The following is a 16,596-nucleotide window of genomic DNA, read 5'->3' as shown; positions in this document are numbered from 1 at the left end:
CGGCCTCTCCTCGGGATCGGGCGGCAGCATGACGAAGTCGAGCGGCTCGTGAGCGTCACCGGACGCGCCTGGCAGGTCTGGAGCACCACCGCCGAGGTGCTGGTGACGGACCCCGCGGCGCTCGACGAGGCCTGCGCGATCGCTGCGGAGCGCATCCGCCTCGTCGGCGACGCCTGCGACCGCTTCCGCGCGGACTCCGAGCTGAGCGGCCTGCGGGACCGCGCCGCCGCCGGGGCCGCGGTGTCGCCCGTGCTCGAGTACCTGGTCGCGGTCGCCCTCGACGCCGCGAGGGCGACCGGCGGCCTCGTCGACCCGACGCTCGGCCGCGCCATGCGGGAGGTCGGCTACGACCGCGACCTCCGGCTCGTGCAGGACGAGGACGGTCGCCCCGTCAAGGCCGTGACCACCCGGCTGCCCGCCTGGCGGCGGATCCGGCTGGCGGACGGGCGCCTGACGGTCCCCGACGGCGTCGAGCTGGACCTGGGCGCCACCGCCAAGGCGCGCACGGCCGACGCGGTCGCCGACGTCGCCGCGGCCGCGCTCGGCTGCGGCGTCCTCGTGAACCTCGGCGGCGACCTCGCGACCCGCGGGCCCGCGCCCGCCGGCGGCTGGCAGGTCACCGTGCAGGACCTGCCGGGCGACCCCGCCTGCCAGGTGTCCCTCGGCAGCGGCTGGGGCCTCGCGACCTCGAGCACCCGGCGCCGCACGTGGCGCCGCGGCGGCGAGACGATGCACCACGTGCTCGACCCGCGCACCGGGCGCCCCGCGCCGCCCGTGTGGCGCAGCGTCTCGGTCGCGGCGCCGACCGCCGTGGCCGCGAACACGCTGACCACGGCGGCGATCGTCGACGGCGCGCGGGCCCTCGCCCTGCTGCAGCGGCACGGTCGCCCCGCCCGGCTCGTCGATGCCGCAGGCGGCGTGCTGCGGGTCTGCGGCTGGCCCGACGACCGGGCGGAGGCCGCCTGATGTCCGAAGCGCTCTGGGCCGTCGGCCGCGCCTCCGGCGTCGTGCTGCTCGTGCTGATGACGGCGACGCTGCTGCTCGGCGTGCTGACCCGCAGCGGCCGGCGCGTGCTGCTGCCGCGCTTCGGCGTCGCGCTGCTGCACCGCAACGTCGCCCTGCTGTCGGTCGTGTTCCTCGCGGTCCACGTGCTGACGATGGTGCTCGACTCCTCCGCGAAGCTGTCGCTGATCGACCTCGTCGTCCCGTTCCGGACCGCAGCGAACCCGTTCTGGTACGGCCTCGGCACCGTCGCGCTCGACCTCGCGGTCGCCGTGACCGTGACGGCCCTGCTGCGGCACCGCATCGGCGTGCGCGCCTTCAAGGCCGTGCACTGGACCGCCTACCTGCTGTGGCCGATGGCGCTGCTGCACGCGCTCGGCTCCGGCAGCGACGCGAAGGCGGTCCTGATCACGGGCGGCCTCTGCGGGCTCGCGGTCGCCGCCGCGGTGGTCTGGCGGATCAGCGACCGCTTCGTCGAGCACCGCTCCGCCCGTCAGGCGGCGCTGCGATGAGCGCCGCGGCAGCGTTCCAGGGCCTGCTGTCCGGGCTCGACGCCGGCCCCTGCCCCGAGCACCTCGACCTCACCGAGGTCGGCCGGTCCGGGCTGACCGGCCGCGGCGGCGCCGGCTTCCCGATCGCCCGCAAGCTCGCCGCGATGGGCCCGGACGGCACCGTCATCGCGAACGGCTCGGAGGGGGAGCCGGACAGCGGCAAGGACGCGGCGCTACTGCGGACGGCGCCGGACCTCGTGATCGACGGTCTGCTGCTGGCCTCGCGGGCGGTCAGCGCCAGGCACGCCGTGCTCGCGGTGAAGGCGGGTCTCGCGGACCAGGCGCGCACCGCGCTCGGACGCCGCCGCGACGCGCGGCGGCTGCGGGTGCACGTCGTCGAGCCCGGCTACGTCAGCGGCGAGGCGAGCGCGCTCGCCGCAGCCGTCGATCGCCGGGCCCCGCTGCCGACGGACCGCGTCGTGCGCCTCACGACCTCGGGGGTGCGCCGCCGCCCGACCCTCGTGCAGAACGTCGAGACGCTCGCCCACCTCGCCGTCGTCGCGCGCATCGGCGCGGACCGCTTCCGCGCCCTCGGCTCGCCCGACGACCCCGGCACCCGGCTGCTCACCGTCACCGGCGACGTCGCGCACCCGGGGGTGCTGGAGGCGCCGGGCGGCGCGCGGCTCGCGGACGTGCTCGCCGCCGCGGGCGCGGGCGCGATCGAGGCGGTCCGGGTCGGGGGCGACCACGGCCGCTGGATCCGCTCCGGGCAGGCCGACCTCCGCCTCGCCGCCGCGGACGGCCCCGGCCGGGTGCGTGCCGGCGCGGGGGCGATCACCGTGCTCGGTCGCGGGCGGTGCGGGCTCGAGGCGACCGCGGAGGTGCTGCACCGCCTGGCCGACGCCTCCGCGGGGCAGTGCGGGCCCTGCGTCCACGGGCTGCCCGCCCTCGCCGCCGCGTTCGACGCGGTCGTCGCGGGCTACGACGGGTGGGCGCAGGAGACGGCCCGGCTCGGCGGCGTCGTGACCGGAGCGGGGGCGTGCAGCCACCCCGACGGCACGGCCTCGCTCGCCGCGAGCGCCCTCGCCGCGTTCGCGGACGACGTCGCGGCGCACGCCGCCCTGCGCTGCACGGCGCGGGGTCAGCGGTGAGCCGGGTCGTGCTCCACGTGGACCGCACGCGGTGCGACGGCCGCGGCCTCTGCATGGAGCTGCTGCCGCACCTGATCGGTCGCGACGACTGGGGCTACCCCCTGCTGCCGGGCGGCGAGGCGACGATCGGCCCGGACGACGAGGAGGCCGCGGTGGACGCGGTCGCGCTCTGCCCCGTCCTCGCGCTGAAGCTGATCGAGCGCCGCTGACGGACGGCGGAATGCGGGACGCCGCGGAGCGTTGATCCCGTCCGGCCGCGTCATGCGGCCGGACGGAGGAACCGATGGACCTGTTCGACCCGATCGACCTCGGTGCGCTGCACCTGGCGAACCGCGTGGTGATGGCGCCGCTGACCCGACTTCGCGCCGGCGACGCGGGCGTGCCGAACGCGCTGATGGCGGAGCAGTACGCGCAGCGCGCGTCCGTCGGCCTGATCGTCAGCGAGGGCGTCTACCCGGGGGCGGAGTCCCGCGGCTACTACGGCCAGCCCGGCGTGATCACCGACGAGCAGGAGGCCGGTTGGCGGCTCGTCGCCGACGCGGTGCACGACGCCGGCGGCCGGATCGTCATGCAGCTGATGCATGCGGGCCGCGTCTCCCACCCGGACCTGAGCGGCTCGGACCGCACCCTCGCGCCGAGCGCGGTGGCGATCTCGGGCGCCGTGCACACGCAGCACGGCAAGCGCGAGCACGTCGTGCCGCACGCCCTCACCGCCGACGAGCTGGTGCGCGTGCGCGACGAGTTCGTCGAGGCCGCGCGCCGGGCGCTGCGGGCCGGGTTCGACGGGGTCGAGCTGCACGGGGCGAACGGCTACCTGCTGCACCAGTTCCTCTCGCCCGTCTCGAACGTCCGCGAGGACGGCTACGGCGGGTCCGCCGCGGCCCGAGCCCGGTTCGTGATCGAGGTCGCCGAGGCGGTGGCGGCGGAGGTCGGCGGCGACCGGGTCGGCATCCGGATCTCCCCGATGAACCAGGCGCAGGACGTGGTCGAGACCGACGAGGCGGAGACCCGCGCCACGTACGAGGCGCTGCTCGACGGGCTGCGCCCGCTCGGGCTCGCCTACCTCAGCGTGCTCCACGCGGATCCCGCCGGCGCGCTCGTGCAGGACCTGCGGGCGCACTTCGCCGGCCCGCTCGTCGTGAACAGCGGCTTCGGCTCGGTCACGAGCCGGGCGGAGGCGACCGGGCTGATCGAGCGGGCCCACGCGGACGCCGTGGCGGTCGGCCGGGCGATCATCGCGAACCCCGACCTCGTCGACCGGTGGCGGGCGGAGGCGCCGGAGAACGCGCCGCGGCCGGAGCACTTCTACACGGCCGGGGCGGAGGGCTACACGGACTACCCGCGCCTGAGCGCCTGAGGCCGGTCGGGCGGGGCCGTCAGTCGTCGAGCCCCGCCCAGAATTCGCCGACGACCGCGGTGAGGGGGCCGGGACGGTCGAGGGGCACGAGCGTCCGCGACCCCGGCACGGCGCCCGCCCGCGCGAAGGGGGCGAGCGCCGCCGCCCGCTCGGCGTCGGCCAGCGGCCAGGGACTCGCGGCGTCCCCGCCGACGAGCAGCAGCGGCGCCGCGATCCGGGGCAGCAGCCCGGTCAGATCCGGCCGTCGCACGTCGAAGCGGAGGGCGGAGCGCGCCGCGCCGACGCGGCCGGCGAGCAGCAGGGCGTCGAGCACCGCGCCGACGGTCTGCGGTTCCGCCGCCGACGGCGCGGACAGCTGCTCCCGGACGATCGCCCGGCCGACGCCGCCGACCGGGCCGAGCGCGGCGAGCCCGGCGAGGACGCGTCGCGTCCGGCGCCGCTCCGCGGGCCCCATCGGCGCGGGGTCCGCCATCGCGGCGACGACGCTGCGGACCAGCCGGGGCGCGTCCGCGGCGAGCGCGATCCCGACGCGGCCGCCCCAGCCCGCGCCGACCCAGTCCGCGACCTCACCGGGGGCCAGCTGCCGGATCACGTCCGCCGCCGCCGTCACCACCTCCGCCCAGCCGGCGTCCGGTGCGAGCCGGCCGCTGCGGCCCCAGCCGGGCGCGTCGACGACCAGCAGCCGCCGGCCGGGCAGCAGCGCCGGCAGCACGTAGCCCCAGCTGGCGCCGTCCGCATAGAGGCCGTGCCAGAGCACCGTCGGCCGCCCGGCGCCGAGCGCGTGCACCGCGACCCGGCCCGCGGGCGTGTCGACCTCGATCGGCTCGATGGCCTCCGACATGCCGCGCTCCGCTCGTCCCGCGTCCATCCTCGCCTCGGCGCGCCGCCGCCGGGCGCGTCCGCGGACCCGCGATCATCCTCGTCGTCGGGTGACCTGTTCGGGGGGTGCGGTGTTCGGACTGCGGGGCACGAGGCGGGCTGCGGATCGGCTCGCGGATGCAGCAGCGATCGAGGACCCGATCGGCGCCTTCGCGGCGTGGGCGGTGGAGCGGGCCGAGGGCGTCTGCTGGATCCGGGCCGACGGCCCGCTGGACGACCTCTTCCGCGCCGTGGCCCGCGACCTGCCGGAGCTCGGCCGCTCCGGCGTCCGCTGGAACGGCGGCGGCGTGCTCGGCGACTCCGGCGCGGAGTGGTTCGCGTTCGAGGGGGTCGAGGGCGCCGCGCTCGTGTTCGCGATGGCCGAGGCGCCCCGGCTCGCGAGCCGGCAGCTCGGCGTCCTCACCGCGCTGTCGCAGCACGCGGCCTACGTCGTCGCGGGCGGCGCCGTGCCGAAGCGGCTCCGCACCGACCTGACGGACCTCGTCGGCGTGCCCGTGTGGCAGATCGCGGGCCTCGCCCGCCTCGCGCCGGGCGCGCTCGCGGAGCCCGGGTTCCCGACCCTCGCCGCCTGACCGCTCCTCCCGGGTCCGTCCCGGACATCCGGGCCCGCCGCGGCGGGCTCAGATGTCCGCAACGCGCCCGGGTGCGTCAGCCGGGCGGCGGGTCGCTGGAGAAGCGGACCAGCGGGAACCGCTCCGGGACGTGCGCATCCCACACGCCGTGTGGGGAGAGCGCCCAGCCGCCGGAGTCGTCGGCGCTCATCCGGTCGGTGTTGAAGCGGGCGAACGCGATGCGCCAGATGTCGCCGTCCCGCGGCGGCAGCGGGTGCGCCTCGTCGGCCAGCACGGCGAGGCCCGCCCACGGCAGCGCGATCTCGACGGACCAGCCCGCGTCGACGACCGACGGGTCGTTCAGCCGGCCGTCGACGTGGACCGCGGTGACGAGGCCCGGCAGGTCCCAGCCCCAGAACCCGGTGCGGGGTCCGCGCGGGTGCCGGTGGTCGACGCCGTCGAAGGGCGCGGCCTGCGGATGGTCGCCACGCAGCTCGGCCGGGCCCGCGGCCCGGTCGCGGCCGGCGTCGTCCCACTCGAACAGGACCTCGTAGACGGTGTTCAAGGCGTTGACCTCGAGCTCGTAGTAGCGGTCGACGCCCGCGACGAACAGCTCCACGTCGTCGTCCAGCCAGACGTGCGCGTCCCGCTCCGTGAGCCGCGCCTCGACCCGCGGCTCCTCCACCTCGAAGCCGACGTAGAGGGCGTCGTCGTCCCACAGCACCGCAGCGCGGGTGTCGAGGCCGGTCGGGCCGCCGCTCACCAGATCGACGAAGCGGCTGGAGCGCGGCGCCCGGCGCCAGCAGTCCGCGGCGAGGCGGCCGTCCAGGTCCGGCGGCGTCGCGGTGCGGTACGCGGTGAGAGCGTGCTGCTGCACGCCGTCAGCCTGCCGCACCCCGCGGTGCCTCCGGCCGCTCCTGGGCCCGTTGCGGACACCCGAGCCCGCCGCGGCGGGCCCGGATGTCCGCAACGGGCCCGGTCAGAGGCGGCGGCCCATCCAGACGACGTCGGGCTCGTGCCGCAGCACCTCGAAGCCGAGGCGGCGGTAGACCGCGGTCGCGCGGGCGTTGTCCGGCGCGACGCCGAGGTGCACGCCGGGGACGCCCTCGGCCGCGAGCCGGTCGCACAGGTCGTCGATCAGCAGCCGGGCGAACCCGCGGCCGCGTGCCCGCTGCAGCAGGTCGATGTGGAGGTGCGCGGGGTGCGTCGCGACGAGGTCGGGCGGGGAGGCCGGCGGCGTCGCGAACAGCTCCGCGACCGCGCGGTCGGCGGGGGAGAGGCCGGGGGCGTCCGCGGGGTGCTCGAGCCGGAGCGGCGGCCACCACTCCTCGGCCGCCCAGCGCTCGTACGCGGCGCTCGAGGGGACTGCGAGCAGGTAGCCCGCGACGCCGCGCGCGTCGACGAGCACGCGGCACCAGTGCGGCGCGAACGCGAGGTAGGGGCCGGCCCAGACGTGCCCCAGCAGCTCCGGGGTGCGGCCCGGGTCCTCCGGATCCGGCCCGGTCTCGAAGCAGATCCGGTACACGGCGGCGGTGTCCGACGGCCGCGGCGCCCGGACCTCGACCGGCAGCGGCGCCGCGGCGGCCGGCACCGGGGGCAGCGGCGTGCCGAGGTCCCGTACGAGCGCGGCGTGCAGCGTCGGGCCGACCGGGGTCCCGGCGCTGCGCAGCGCGAGCACCGCGGCGCCGACCAGCCCGTCGGCGACCGGCAGCGCGGCGCCCGCCAGCCGCAGCAGCGGATCCGCCAGCCCGTCGGGCAGGCGAAGCAGCCCCTGCACGAGGACGCTGCCGCCGACGACGAGCGGGCCGGCGGGCTGCGCGGCGCGGATGCAGGCGACCAGCGCGGCGAGGGCGTCGACCGCCCGGACCAGGATCCGCCGCGCCACCGGGTCGTCGCGGTGCGTGAAGGCGAGCGGCGCGAAGCGAGCGAGGTCCACCGGCCGCTCGGCGTAGAGCCGTGAGACGACCTCGCGGAGCGCTCCGGCCCGCCCCTCGTCGTCCCCGCGGTCCTCGTCGATCCCGAGCGCGGCCAGCAGGGGCCGTGTCAGGGCGGTGGCGGGCCCGCCGTCGAGGTCGTCGACCGCGGCACGCGCGACGCGGTGCCCGATCCAGAAGCCGCTGCCGGCGTCGCCGAGCAGCCAGCCGGTGCCGTCGACCACCTCCACCACGCGGCCGCCGGCGACCGCGCCGCCGATCGCGCCCGTGCCGGCGATCAGCGCGGCACCGTCGGGCTCGCTCGTGCCGCTGGCGTAGAGCGCCTCCAGGTCGCCGGCCTGCCGGATCGGCGCCTGGACGCCGTGCGCGGCGAGGCCCTCCGCGATCGCCGCGTAGTAGGCGGGGAGGCGCTCGCCGGCGTGGGCGACGAGCACGCTCCCCACCCGCGGCGGCGCCTCGCCGAGCGCCTGCCGGGCGGCGGCGGCGACCGCGGCTCCGGCCCCTTCGGCTCCTCGGGACGTGGGGTTGCCGCCCCCGGCGCGGCCCGTGCCGAGCACCCTGCCGTCGAGGTCGACGAGCGCCGCGCGGGTCGACGTGCCTCCCGCGTCGACGGCGATCAGGGCGGCGCGGAGCCCGATGGACGACACGTTCCCATCGTTACCCGCTTGCAACACCGCCGTCACACGAGCAGCGTATGGTGAAACTCGATCTCAGGCGATGGCGCATCTGGATGAAACGGGTTCTCACGTGACGGCTTCCGATCTGCTCCACGAGGATGACGACCTCGCGGTCATGAAGATCGACGCGTCCGCCGTGCAGAGCCGGATCCGCGCCCGCTGGGCGGACCTGCCCGCCGCGACCCTGCGGGTCGCCCAGGTGGTGCTGGACGACCCGCAGGCCGTGCTCGACCTGCCGATCGCCGAGCTCGCGGAACGGGCCGGCACCTCCGCCGCCACGGTCACGCGGTTCGCCCGGCAGATCGGCTACGCCGGCTACCCGGCGCTGCGGATGAGCGTCGCGACGGACCGCGGCCGGCGGCCGGAGGAGGCGGACCTCGGCCGGGCGTTCGGCCCGGACGACCCCGCCGAGGACGTCCGCGGCAGCCTGCTGGCCGGCTGCGTCCGCACGCTCCGCGAGACGGCGGAGTCCGTCGACCTCGACGACCTGCAGCGGCTCGCCGAGGCGATCGCGCGCAGCCGCCACGTCGACCTCTACGGCGTCGGCAGCAGCGGCCTCGCCGCGGAGGCGCTGGCCGCCCGCATGTACCGCATCGGGGTCGTCTGCAACGTCTGGTCGGAGGTGCACGCGGGGCTGACCAGCGCCGTGCTGCAGACCGAGGACTGCGTCGCCATCGGCTACTCGCACACGGGCCGCACGGCCGAGACGATCCAGATGCTGCAGGAGGCGGGGCGGCACGGCTGCCTCACGGTGGCGGTGACGAACGACCCGGACTCGCCGCTCGCGGAGGGCGCGGACATCGTGCTCCGCACCGCCGCGTACGAGCAGTTCCTGCAGCCGGACGACCTCGCCGCCTACTACAGCCAGGTCTACGTCGGCGACCTGCTCTACGTGCTCACCGCGCAGGTCGACTACGACCGCGCGAGCCGCAACCTCGCCGCCTCCGCCCGTGCGGTCACCCCGCACCGGTCGGGCGGCGTCGCCGCGCCGCTGCGCGACCACACCCCCCGGAAGGACCCCGCATGACCGACTCCGCCGCCCTGACCGCGATCCGCGACTTCTCCTCGGCCGTCGCCGAGCGCCTCCAGGCGCTGCAGCAGCTCGCCGAGGAGGGCGGCTTCGACGCCGCCGTCGACCTGGTGGAGCGCGCGATCCGGTCCGGCGGGGTCGCCTACGCGTTCGGCACGGGGCACTCCGAGGCGTTCGCGATGGAGATCGCGGGCCGCGCGGGCGGGCTGATCCCGACGAAGAAGATCTCGCTGCGCGACCTGTCGCTCACCGGCGGCATGCCGGTGTCCGAGCTGAAGGGCGGCAAGCTCGAGCGCGACCCGGGCATCGCCGAGAAGCTCTTCGCGCTGGCGGAGGTCGGCCCGCACGACGTCGTGCTGATCGCCTCGAACTCCGGCGTGAACGGCTCCATCGTCGGGTTCGCCCTCGCCGCGAAGGCGAACGGGAACCCCGTCGTCGCCGTCACCTCCGCCGAGCACACGATGCGGGTGGAGCCGAAGCACCCGAGCGGCAAGCGGCTCCGCGACGTCGCCGACGTCGTGATCGACAACCTCGCGCCCTACGGCGACGCGGCGATCACGATCGGCGCCGACGTCCCGGCCGGCGCCGTCTCCTCCATCACCGCCGCCTACATCGCGCAGGTGATCACCGTCTCGGTGGCGGAGCGCTTCGTCCGATCCGGCGACGCCGCCCCCCTCTACCTGTCCGCCAACATCCCCGGCGGCGACGAGCACAACGACGCCCTCGAGGCCCGGTACGGCATCGACCGCACCGCCTGAGGCTCGCACCACCTCATCCCTGCACCACCCTCGAAGAAGAAGGAACGAACAGCCATGAACCAGCCCCGCCTCCACCGCCGCGACTTCCTCCGCGGCGCCCTCATCACCGGCCTCGTCGTGCCGATCGCCGGCACGCTCGCCAGCTGCGCCGCGACCGGATCCAGCCAGAGCGGGGGCGGCAGCAGCGCCTCCGCCTCGACCAGCGCGAACAACCCCTTCGGCATCGCGTCCGGCTCCACCGTCGCCGCGGCGATCTTCAACGGCGGCTACGGCACGGACTACGTCGACTACGCCGCGAACGTGATGAAGCAGAAGGTCGGCGTCGGCGCGAACGTCGACGCGATCACGAACATCGCCCAGTCGCTGCAGCCGAAGTTCGTCGCCGGCAACCCGCCGGACCTCGTGGACAACTCCGGCGCGAACGCGATCGGCATCTCGACGATCCGCGGCCAGCTCGCCGAGCTGTCCGACGTGCTCGAGGCGAACAACTACGAGGGCACGAAGATCAGCGACACCCTCTACACCGGCGTCACGAAGCCGGGCACGCTCGACGGCAAGTTCCTCGTCCTGAACTACGTGCTCACGGTCTACGCCCTCTGGTACTCGCAGTCGCTGTTCGACGAGAACGGCTGGACGGTGCCGAAGACGTGGGACGAGGCCTACGACCTCGGCGGCAAGGCCAAGGCGAAGGGCAAGTACCTCTTCGTCTGGGGCAAGGAGGCCGCGACCTACTACCAGACCCTCGCCATCGCGTCGGCGATCAAGGAGGGCGGCGACGACGTGCGCCTCGCCCTCGAGAACCTGGAGAAGGACTGCTGGTCGAAGCCGGCCGTGCAGGCGGTGTTCACCGCGATGAAGAAGATCATCGACGCCGGCTACTTCAAGCCCGGCGGCGCCGGCACGCAGTTCACCGCGGCCCAGGCGCAGTGGTCGAGCGACGAGGACGCGCTGCTCTACCCGTCGGGCTCGTGGATCGAGAACGAGATGAAGAAGCAGACGAAGTCCGGGTTCAAGATGACCGGGGCCCCGGAGCCCGTCGTGTCCTCGAATCCCGCGATGCCGTACGAGGCGATGCACTCCACCGCGGGCGAGCCGTTCATCGTCCCGTCGAAGGCGGGCAACGTCGCGGGCGGCAAGGAGCTGCTGCGGGCGATGCTGTCGAAGGACGCCGCGACGAACTTCACGAAGACGCGCCTGACCCCCACCATCGTGAAGGGCATCGTCCCGGCCGACGGCTTCGGCTCCACGGCGCTCGTCTCGCAGTCCAAGCTGCTGGAGGACGCGGGCTCGAACGTGTTCTCCTGGAACTTCGTCGACCTGTACGGCATGAACCAGGACCAGCTGGTCGTGTGGAACACCTTCCTCTCCGGCGGCTCGTCGGTCGCGCAGCTGACGAAGGGGCTGCAGGACATCACCGACAAGGTGGCGAACGACTCGTCGGTCACGAAGGTCAAGGTGTCGTGACGACCCTCGCCCGCACGGTCGGCCGGGCGGGCGGTCCCTCCGGGGCCGCCCGCCGGTGGCGGCGCCGGCTGACGGCCGACCGGATCTCGTTCGCCGCCGTCTTCCTCGGCGTCCCGCTGCTCGTCTACGCGGTGCTGGTGCTGTCGCCGTTCGTGCAGGCCGTCTACTACTCGCTGACGAGCTGGAGCGGGTTCGACGACTCGATCCCGTTCATCGGCCTCGGCAACTACGTCCGCGCGTTCTCGGACGACGTCTTCCTCACGGCCGTCCGCAACAGCGTGACGCTCGTGCTGGTCCTGCCGGTCGTGATCATCGCGCTGGCCCTCGCCATCGCGTCCCTCGTCACCATCGGCGGGTCCTCCAGCGGCCCGGTCCGCGGGGTGAGGGGCGGCGAGCTGTACCGGGTCGTCTTCTTCTTCCCGTACATCATCCCGGCCATCGCGGCCGCGATCATGTGGCAGCAGGTCTACCAGCCGGCCGGCGGGCTGCTGAACGGCGTGCTGACCGCGCTCGGCTTCGACGGGTTCGCCTCCTACCCGTGGCTCGGCGACGCCACGACCGCGATGCCCGCGGTCATGTTCGTGATGATCTGGGCGTCGGTCGGCTTCTACGTCGTCATCTTCGTGGCGGCGATCAAGGCGCTGCCGGCGGAGGTGTTCGAGGCCGCCCGGCTCGACGGCGCGGGCCGCTTCCGCATCGCGCTGTCGGTGACCGTCCCGATGCTGCGGGCGAACATCCGCACCTCGATGATCTACACCGGGATCTTCGCGCTCGACGCGTTCGTGTTCATGTCCGGGCTGATCGGCGGCGGCGGGCCCCAGAACTCGACGCTCGTCATCTCGCAGCAGCTGTTCACCACGGCCTTCACGAAGGGCCAGTTCGGCTACGCCTGCGCGATGGGCGTGATCCTCGCCGCGATCACGCTGCTGTTCGCCGGCGTCGTCTTCCTCGTCGACCGCCTCACCGGCGGCCGCGAGGACCTGAGGGAGGAGTGACCATGGCGAGCGAGGTCGCCGCGCCCGCGGTCCTGCGCAGCAGGGCCCGCACCCGACGCACCGTCCCGCCCGGCGAGCGCGTCGTCGGCGGGGTCTCGCAGGCGGTCCTGATCGCCTGCACGGTCGTGGTGGTGCTGCCGTTCCTCTGGACCTTCATGTCCTCGTTCAAGACGAGCGCGCAGGTGCTGCAGTCGCCCTTCACCCTGCCGGACCGCCTCCACCTCGAGAACTACGTGAACGCGTGGACGCAGGCCGGCATCGGCCGGTTCTTCGCCAACACGCTGATCGTCGTGGGCGGCGCGCTCGTGCTGACGATGCTGATGGGCTCGATGTGCGCGTACTTCCTCGCGCGCTTCCGCTTCTTCGGCAACCGGGCGATCTACCTGCTGATGGTCGCCGGGCTGACGTTCCCGATCTTCCTCGCGATCGTGCCGCTGTTCTTCATCCTGCAGGGGCTCGGCCTGCTCGGGACGCTGCCGGGGCTCGCGATCACGTACTCCGCGTTCGCGCTGCCGTTCACCGTGTTCTTCATGGTGCCGTTCTTCCGCGCGCTGCCGGAGAGCGTCACGGAGGCCGCGGCGATCGACGGGGCGGGGGAGTGGCGAACCTTCTTCCAGGTCATCGTGCCGATGGCGCGGCCCGCGATCGCGACGCTGTCGATCCTCAACTTCGTCGGCCTCTGGAACCAGTTCCTGCTGCCGGTCGCGCTGAACCCCGACACCTCGAAGTACGTGCTGACGCAGGGGATGGCCGCGTTCGCGGGGACCGCCGGCTACTCGATCGACTTCGGCGCCCTGTTCGCGGCCGTCGTGATGACGATCATCCCGGTGCTGATCGTCTACCTGATCTTCCAGCGGGCGCTGTCGGGCTCGGTCGTCGTCGGGGCGGACAAGTGAGCCGCGAGCGCGGAGGGGCGTGAGCGCGGACCTGCGCCGCCTCGCGCTCGGGGTGCTGCTGCCGGGGTTCGCCGGCACCGCGCTGCCCGCCTCGATCGAGGCGCTGCTGCGCGACGGGCTCGCGGGCGTCGCGCTGTTCGGCCCGAACGTGGTGGACGTCGCCCAGGTGCGCGCGCTCACCGACGCGGTGCGGACGGCGTCGCCCTCCGCCGTCGTCGCCATCGACGAGGAGGGCGGTGACGTCACCCGCCTGCACGTGCCCGACGGCTCGCCGGAGCCCGGCAACGGGGTGCTCGGCCGGCTCGACGACGTCGACGGCACCGCGGCGTCCGCGCACCGCATCGGCCTGGAGCTCGCCGCCGCGGGCGTCAGGCTCGACCTCGCGCCCACCGTCGACGTGAACACGAACCCCGACAACCCGGTGATCGGCGCCCGCAGCTTCGGCGAGGACCCGTCGCTCGTCGCCCGCCACGCGGCCGCGTGGGTCCGCGGGCTCCAGTCCGCCGGCGTGGCCGCCTGCGCGAAGCACTTCCCGGGGCACGGCGACACCGCCGTCGACTCGCACCTCGGGCTGCCGGTCGTGGACCGCGACCTCGATGCGCTGACGGCGACCGACCTGCCGCCGTTCGTCGCCGCGGTCGAGGCGGGTGTCGCCGCGGTGATGACCTCGCACATCCTCCTGCCGGCGCTCGACCCGGACGCCCCGGCGACGATGAGCCGGCGCATCCTCACCGGGCTGCTGCGGGAGGAGCTCGGGTTCGACGGGGTCGTCGTGTCCGACGCGCTCGACATGGCGGGCGCGAGCGGGACCATCGGGGTGCCGGCCGCCGCGGTGCGGGCCCTCGTCGCGGGCGCCGACCTGCTCTGCCTCGGCAAGCACTCCGAGCACCACGTCGAGCCGGCGGCCGCGGCGATCGAGGCGGCGGTCGAGGAGGGCGCCCTGCCCCTCGCCCGGCTCGAGGACGCGGTCGCACGGGTCCGCGCGCTCCGCGTCCCGGCGGCCGCCGACGGGCCGCGGCCCCTGCCTGCCCGGCTCGCGGCGGCGTTCGACGTGCGCCCGGGCGCGGTGCTGCCGCGGCCCGGCGAGGCCTGGACCGTGGTGCGGCTCGACGTGGAGGCGAACATCGCGGTGGGGGAGACCGGGTGGGGACCCTTCGCCGCGGCCTCCGACACCGGGCGCTTCGCCTCCTGGCCGCGGATCGACGTCGACGCCGACGAGGCGGGCGCGGCCCCGGAGGTCGCGGGCCCGGTGCTCGTGGTCGGCCGGGACGTGCACCGGCACCCGCACGTGCGCGCCGTCGTCGACGCGCTCCGCGACCGCGGCGGGTCGGTGCTCGTCGTCGACATGGGCTGGCCGTCGCCCGACCGCCGCTACGCGGACGTCGCCACCTTCGGCTCCTCCCGCGCGGTCGGTGCCGCGCTGCTGGGGCTGCTGACCGGAGAAGAGGACTGATGGAGATCGTGATCCTGCCCGACGCACAGGCGGTGGGCCGCGCGGCCGCCGCGCGGATCGCCGCCGTCGTGCGTGCGAAGCCCGACGCGGTGCTCGGCCTGTCGACCGGCTCGTCGCCGCTCGGCGCCTACGCGGCGCTGCGCGAGCGGGTGGACTCGGGCGCGCTCGACCTGTCACGGGCCTCCGGCTTCGCGCTCGACGAGTACGTCGGGCTGCCGGCCGGCTCCGAGCAGAGCTATGCGGCGACGATCGCCGCCGAGGTGACCGGGCCGCTGCGGATGGACCCCGCCCGGGTGCGGGTGCCGGACGGCGGCGCCCACGACCTCGAGGCGGCGTGCGCGGACTACGAGCGGGCGATCCGCGACGCGGGCGGCGTCGACGTGCAGCTGCTCGGCATCGGCGCGAACGGGCACATCGGGTTCAACGAGCCGACGAGCTCGATCGCCTCTCGCACGCGCATCAAGACGCTCAGCGAGCGGACGCGGGAGGACAACGCGCGCTTCTTCGACGGCGACCTGGAGGCGGTGCCGCTGCACTGCATCACCCAGGGGCTCGGCACGATCCTCGAGGCGCGGCGGCTCGTGCTCGTCGCGCAGGGGGAGGCGAAGGCGGCCGCCGTCGCCGCTGCGGTCGAGGGCCCGCTGACCGCGATGGTCCCGGGCAGCGTGCTGCAGCTGCATCCCGCCGCGACCGTGCTCGTGGACGAGGCCGCAGCCGCGGACCTCCGCCTCGCCGACTACTACCGCTGGACGGTCGCGAACCAGCCGTCCTGGCAGCGCGTCGACTAGCCCGCGCACGGGGCAACGCTCAGCGGCATGGGCGACGCCGCGCGGCGTCGCCCATGCCGCTGATGCGTTGCACGCCGGGACGTCCGCTCCTCCCCAGGCCTCTTCGAGCCCACATCCTCGGAACCGGACCAGGAGGGCGCGCCGCTCGGCAGCAGACTCCCCGGCCATGACCTCGACCGTCGACCCCTGGCTGCTCGAGCTGATCGTCGTTCGCGGAGCTCACGACGGCACCGCACGCAGCGCGCTCAGCAGGGATGCGGCGCGAGGGCTGCTCCTCCGGCTGCGCCAGGGCGTGTACGTCGAACGCGCCGCCTTCCTCGCCCTCGGTCCTGAGGGCCAGCACCTCGTGCGGATGCGAGCGCTAGCCGCCGTGATGGACCGGCCCGTGGTGTTCTCCCACCAGTCGGCCGCGGTCGTGCACGGGATCCCGGTGCTCCGTCGACGACTCGACCGCCTGGTCACGACCGTGTCCGAGCGTCGCGAGCGCGGTCAGGACGGCGTCTCGGCGCGCCTCGCCCCGATCTCCCCGCTCGAGGTGATGGAGCACCGCGGCCTTCTCCTCACCGTCCCGGCGAGGACCGTGGTGGACCTCGCGTCCGCGCTGCCCTTCGAGGAAGGCGTCATGGCCGCCGACTCCCTCCTCTCCCGCGGGATGGACCGGGCACGGCTGCTCAGCGCGATGGAGACCGCAGGTGCACGCCGAGCGCGCGCTCGAATCGAGCAGGTGATCCGGTTCGCGCACCCGGGTGCGGAGTCCGCGGCCGAGTCGCTCAGCCGGTGCGGGCTCCTTCGCCTCGGCATCGAGCCGCCCCTGCTGCAGTACCGGCTCCTGCTCCCCGACGGACGTGAGGTGTTCCTCGACATGCTGTTCCCGACGACTCGTGTCGGAGGTGAGGTCGACGGGGCGGTCAAGCTGCTCGACCCCATCATCGCTCCGGACGCCCGAGCCGCGCTGCAGCGGGAGCGGCGGCGCGAAGACGCGGTCCGGCTGCAGGTTGAGGGCCTCGCCCGGTGGGGCTGGCTCGAGGCCGTGGATCCGCCTCGACTCGCGGTTGTGCTGCGCGCCGTCGGCGTCCTCCCCTCACGACCGCCCTTCGTGCTCGAGGACTTCGCAGCAGCGGCGGCGATCGCCCGACCGCGTCGAGCGACGCGGCAACGCTGAGCGGCATC

The 16,596-nt window shown here is 75.1% G+C and carries 17 protein-coding genes; 14 read left to right on the top strand and 3 right to left on the bottom strand.

From position 1 onward, the window contains the following. Positions 1-48: 48 nt before the first annotated feature. The 5 genes from ACFSBI_RS11025 to ACFSBI_RS11005 all read left to right on the top strand — a co-directional run bounded on the left by ACFSBI_RS11025 (position 49) and on the right by ACFSBI_RS11005 (position 4,001). Positions 49-966: an FAD:protein FMN transferase gene (locus ACFSBI_RS11025; RefSeq protein ID WP_377934872.1), complete on the top strand. Its 918-nt coding sequence runs from the start codon at positions 49-51 to the stop codon at positions 964-966. Continuing rightward, complete coding sequence (locus ACFSBI_RS11020; RefSeq protein WP_377934870.1) at positions 966-1,514, top strand: ferric reductase-like transmembrane domain-containing protein; 549 nt, start codon at positions 966-968, stop codon at positions 1,512-1,514. The genes ACFSBI_RS11025 and ACFSBI_RS11020 overlap by 1 nt, the downstream gene beginning before the upstream one ends. Beyond that, positions 1,511-2,644, top strand: coding sequence for an NADH-ubiquinone oxidoreductase-F iron-sulfur binding region domain-containing protein (locus ACFSBI_RS11015; protein WP_377934869.1), 1,134 nt, complete (start codon positions 1,511-1,513; stop codon positions 2,642-2,644). Before ACFSBI_RS11020 ends, ACFSBI_RS11015 begins: the two co-directional genes overlap by 4 nt. Further along, positions 2,641-2,853, top strand: coding sequence for a ferredoxin (locus ACFSBI_RS11010; protein WP_377934867.1), 213 nt, complete (start codon positions 2,641-2,643; stop codon positions 2,851-2,853). The genes ACFSBI_RS11015 and ACFSBI_RS11010 overlap by 4 nt, the downstream gene beginning before the upstream one ends. Before the next feature lie 74 nt (positions 2,854-2,927). Next, entirely contained in the window at positions 2,928-4,001 is a 1,074-nt protein-coding gene (locus ACFSBI_RS11005; RefSeq protein WP_377934866.1) for an alkene reductase, read from the top strand. A 19-nt stretch (positions 4,002-4,020) separates the two neighbouring features. Here the strand turns inward: ACFSBI_RS11005 and ACFSBI_RS11000 are convergent, their stop codons facing one another. Continuing rightward, positions 4,021-4,842 (bottom strand): alpha/beta fold hydrolase, encoded by an 822-nt coding sequence (locus ACFSBI_RS11000; protein ID WP_377934865.1) that lies wholly within the window; start codon positions 4,840-4,842, stop codon positions 4,021-4,023. Positions 4,843-4,951: 109 nt separating this feature from the next. On the opposite strand from ACFSBI_RS11000, the gene ACFSBI_RS10995 reads away from it, so the two are divergent. After that, positions 4,952-5,452, top strand: a complete 501-nt coding sequence (locus tag ACFSBI_RS10995) for a hypothetical protein (RefSeq protein WP_377934863.1) — start codon at positions 4,952-4,954, stop codon at positions 5,450-5,452. Between the two features lie 76 nt (positions 5,453-5,528). Here ACFSBI_RS10995 and ACFSBI_RS10990 read toward each other — a convergent pair whose 3' ends face one another. Next, a complete protein-coding gene (locus ACFSBI_RS10990; RefSeq protein ID WP_377934861.1) occupies positions 5,529-6,308 on the bottom strand; it encodes a carbohydrate-binding family 9-like protein in 780 nt (259 codons plus the stop codon). 102 nt (positions 6,309-6,410) lie between these two features. Further along, positions 6,411-8,012, bottom strand: coding sequence for a GNAT family N-acetyltransferase (locus ACFSBI_RS10985; protein ID WP_377934859.1), 1,602 nt, complete (start codon positions 8,010-8,012; stop codon positions 6,411-6,413). A gap of 100 nt (positions 8,013-8,112) precedes the next feature. Between ACFSBI_RS10985 and ACFSBI_RS10980 the strand changes: the two genes are divergently transcribed. From ACFSBI_RS10980 to ACFSBI_RS10945, 8 genes are all read left to right on the top strand, one after another. Next, complete coding sequence (locus ACFSBI_RS10980; RefSeq protein WP_377934858.1) at positions 8,113-9,069, top strand: MurR/RpiR family transcriptional regulator; 957 nt, start codon at positions 8,113-8,115, stop codon at positions 9,067-9,069. Then, entirely contained in the window at positions 9,066-9,830 is a 765-nt protein-coding gene (locus ACFSBI_RS10975) for a sugar isomerase domain-containing protein (RefSeq protein WP_377934856.1), read from the top strand. The genes ACFSBI_RS10980 and ACFSBI_RS10975 overlap by 4 nt, the downstream gene beginning before the upstream one ends. Positions 9,831-9,884: 54 nt before the next feature. Continuing rightward, the gene (gene ngcE / locus ACFSBI_RS10970; protein WP_377934854.1) at positions 9,885-11,294 is read left to right on the top strand and encodes an N-acetylglucosamine/diacetylchitobiose ABC transporter substrate-binding protein; all 1,410 of its coding nucleotides are present in this window, start codon (positions 9,885-9,887) and stop codon (positions 11,292-11,294) included. Then, positions 11,291-12,289, top strand: a complete 999-nt coding sequence (locus ACFSBI_RS10965) for a carbohydrate ABC transporter permease (protein WP_377934853.1) — start codon at positions 11,291-11,293, stop codon at positions 12,287-12,289. The genes ngcE and ACFSBI_RS10965 overlap by 4 nt, the downstream gene beginning before the upstream one ends. A 2-nt stretch (positions 12,290-12,291) precedes the next feature. Then, positions 12,292-13,185, top strand: a complete 894-nt coding sequence (locus ACFSBI_RS10960) for a carbohydrate ABC transporter permease (RefSeq protein WP_377934851.1) — start codon at positions 12,292-12,294, stop codon at positions 13,183-13,185. A 19-nt stretch (positions 13,186-13,204) separates the two neighbouring features. Next, positions 13,205-14,638 carry a beta-N-acetylhexosaminidase gene (nagZ, locus tag ACFSBI_RS10955; RefSeq protein ID WP_377934850.1) on the top strand — a complete coding sequence of 478 codons (1,434 nt, stop codon included), beginning with the start codon at positions 13,205-13,207 and terminating at the stop codon, positions 14,636-14,638. Next, positions 14,638-15,426, top strand: a complete 789-nt coding sequence (gene nagB / locus ACFSBI_RS10950) for a glucosamine-6-phosphate deaminase (RefSeq protein ID WP_377934849.1) — start codon at positions 14,638-14,640, stop codon at positions 15,424-15,426. The genes nagZ and nagB overlap by 1 nt, the downstream gene beginning before the upstream one ends. Positions 15,427-15,592: 166 nt before the next feature. Then, the gene (locus ACFSBI_RS10945; RefSeq protein WP_377934847.1) at positions 15,593-16,588 is read left to right on the top strand and encodes a hypothetical protein; all 996 of its coding nucleotides are present in this window, start codon (positions 15,593-15,595) and stop codon (positions 16,586-16,588) included. Positions 16,589-16,596 lie beyond the last annotated feature (8 nt).

Source organism: Amnibacterium endophyticum (assembly GCF_042680685.1).
GTDB classification, from domain to species: domain Bacteria; phylum Actinomycetota; class Actinomycetes; order Actinomycetales; family Microbacteriaceae; genus Amnibacterium; species Amnibacterium endophyticum.
This window is presented reverse-complemented; position numbering and strand designations above follow the sequence as displayed.

Excerpts from the sequence above, each read along its gene's own strand:
- ACFSBI_RS11020 (WP_377934870.1), top strand. The coding sequence starts at position 966 with ATGTCCGAAGCGCTCTGGGCCGTCGGCCGCGCCTCCGGCGTCGTGCTG.
- ACFSBI_RS11015 (WP_377934869.1), top strand. The coding sequence starts at position 1,511 with ATGAGCGCCGCGGCAGCGTTCCAGGGCCTGCTGTCCGGGCTCGACGCC.
- ACFSBI_RS11005 (WP_377934866.1), top strand. The coding sequence starts at position 2,928 with ATGGACCTGTTCGACCCGATCGACCTCGGTGCGCTGCACCTGGCGAAC.
- ACFSBI_RS11000 (WP_377934865.1), bottom strand. The coding sequence starts at position 4,842 with ATGTCGGAGGCCATCGAGCCGATCGAGGTCGACACGCCCGCGGGCCGG.
- ACFSBI_RS10975 (WP_377934856.1), top strand. The coding sequence starts at position 9,066 with ATGACCGACTCCGCCGCCCTGACCGCGATCCGCGACTTCTCCTCGGCC.
- ngcE (WP_377934854.1), top strand. The coding sequence starts at position 9,885 with ATGAACCAGCCCCGCCTCCACCGCCGCGACTTCCTCCGCGGCGCCCTC.
- ACFSBI_RS10960 (WP_377934851.1), top strand. The coding sequence starts at position 12,292 with ATGGCGAGCGAGGTCGCCGCGCCCGCGGTCCTGCGCAGCAGGGCCCGC.
- nagB (WP_377934849.1), top strand. The coding sequence starts at position 14,638 with ATGGAGATCGTGATCCTGCCCGACGCACAGGCGGTGGGCCGCGCGGCC.
- ACFSBI_RS10945 (WP_377934847.1), top strand. The coding sequence starts at position 15,593 with ATGACCTCGACCGTCGACCCCTGGCTGCTCGAGCTGATCGTCGTTCGC.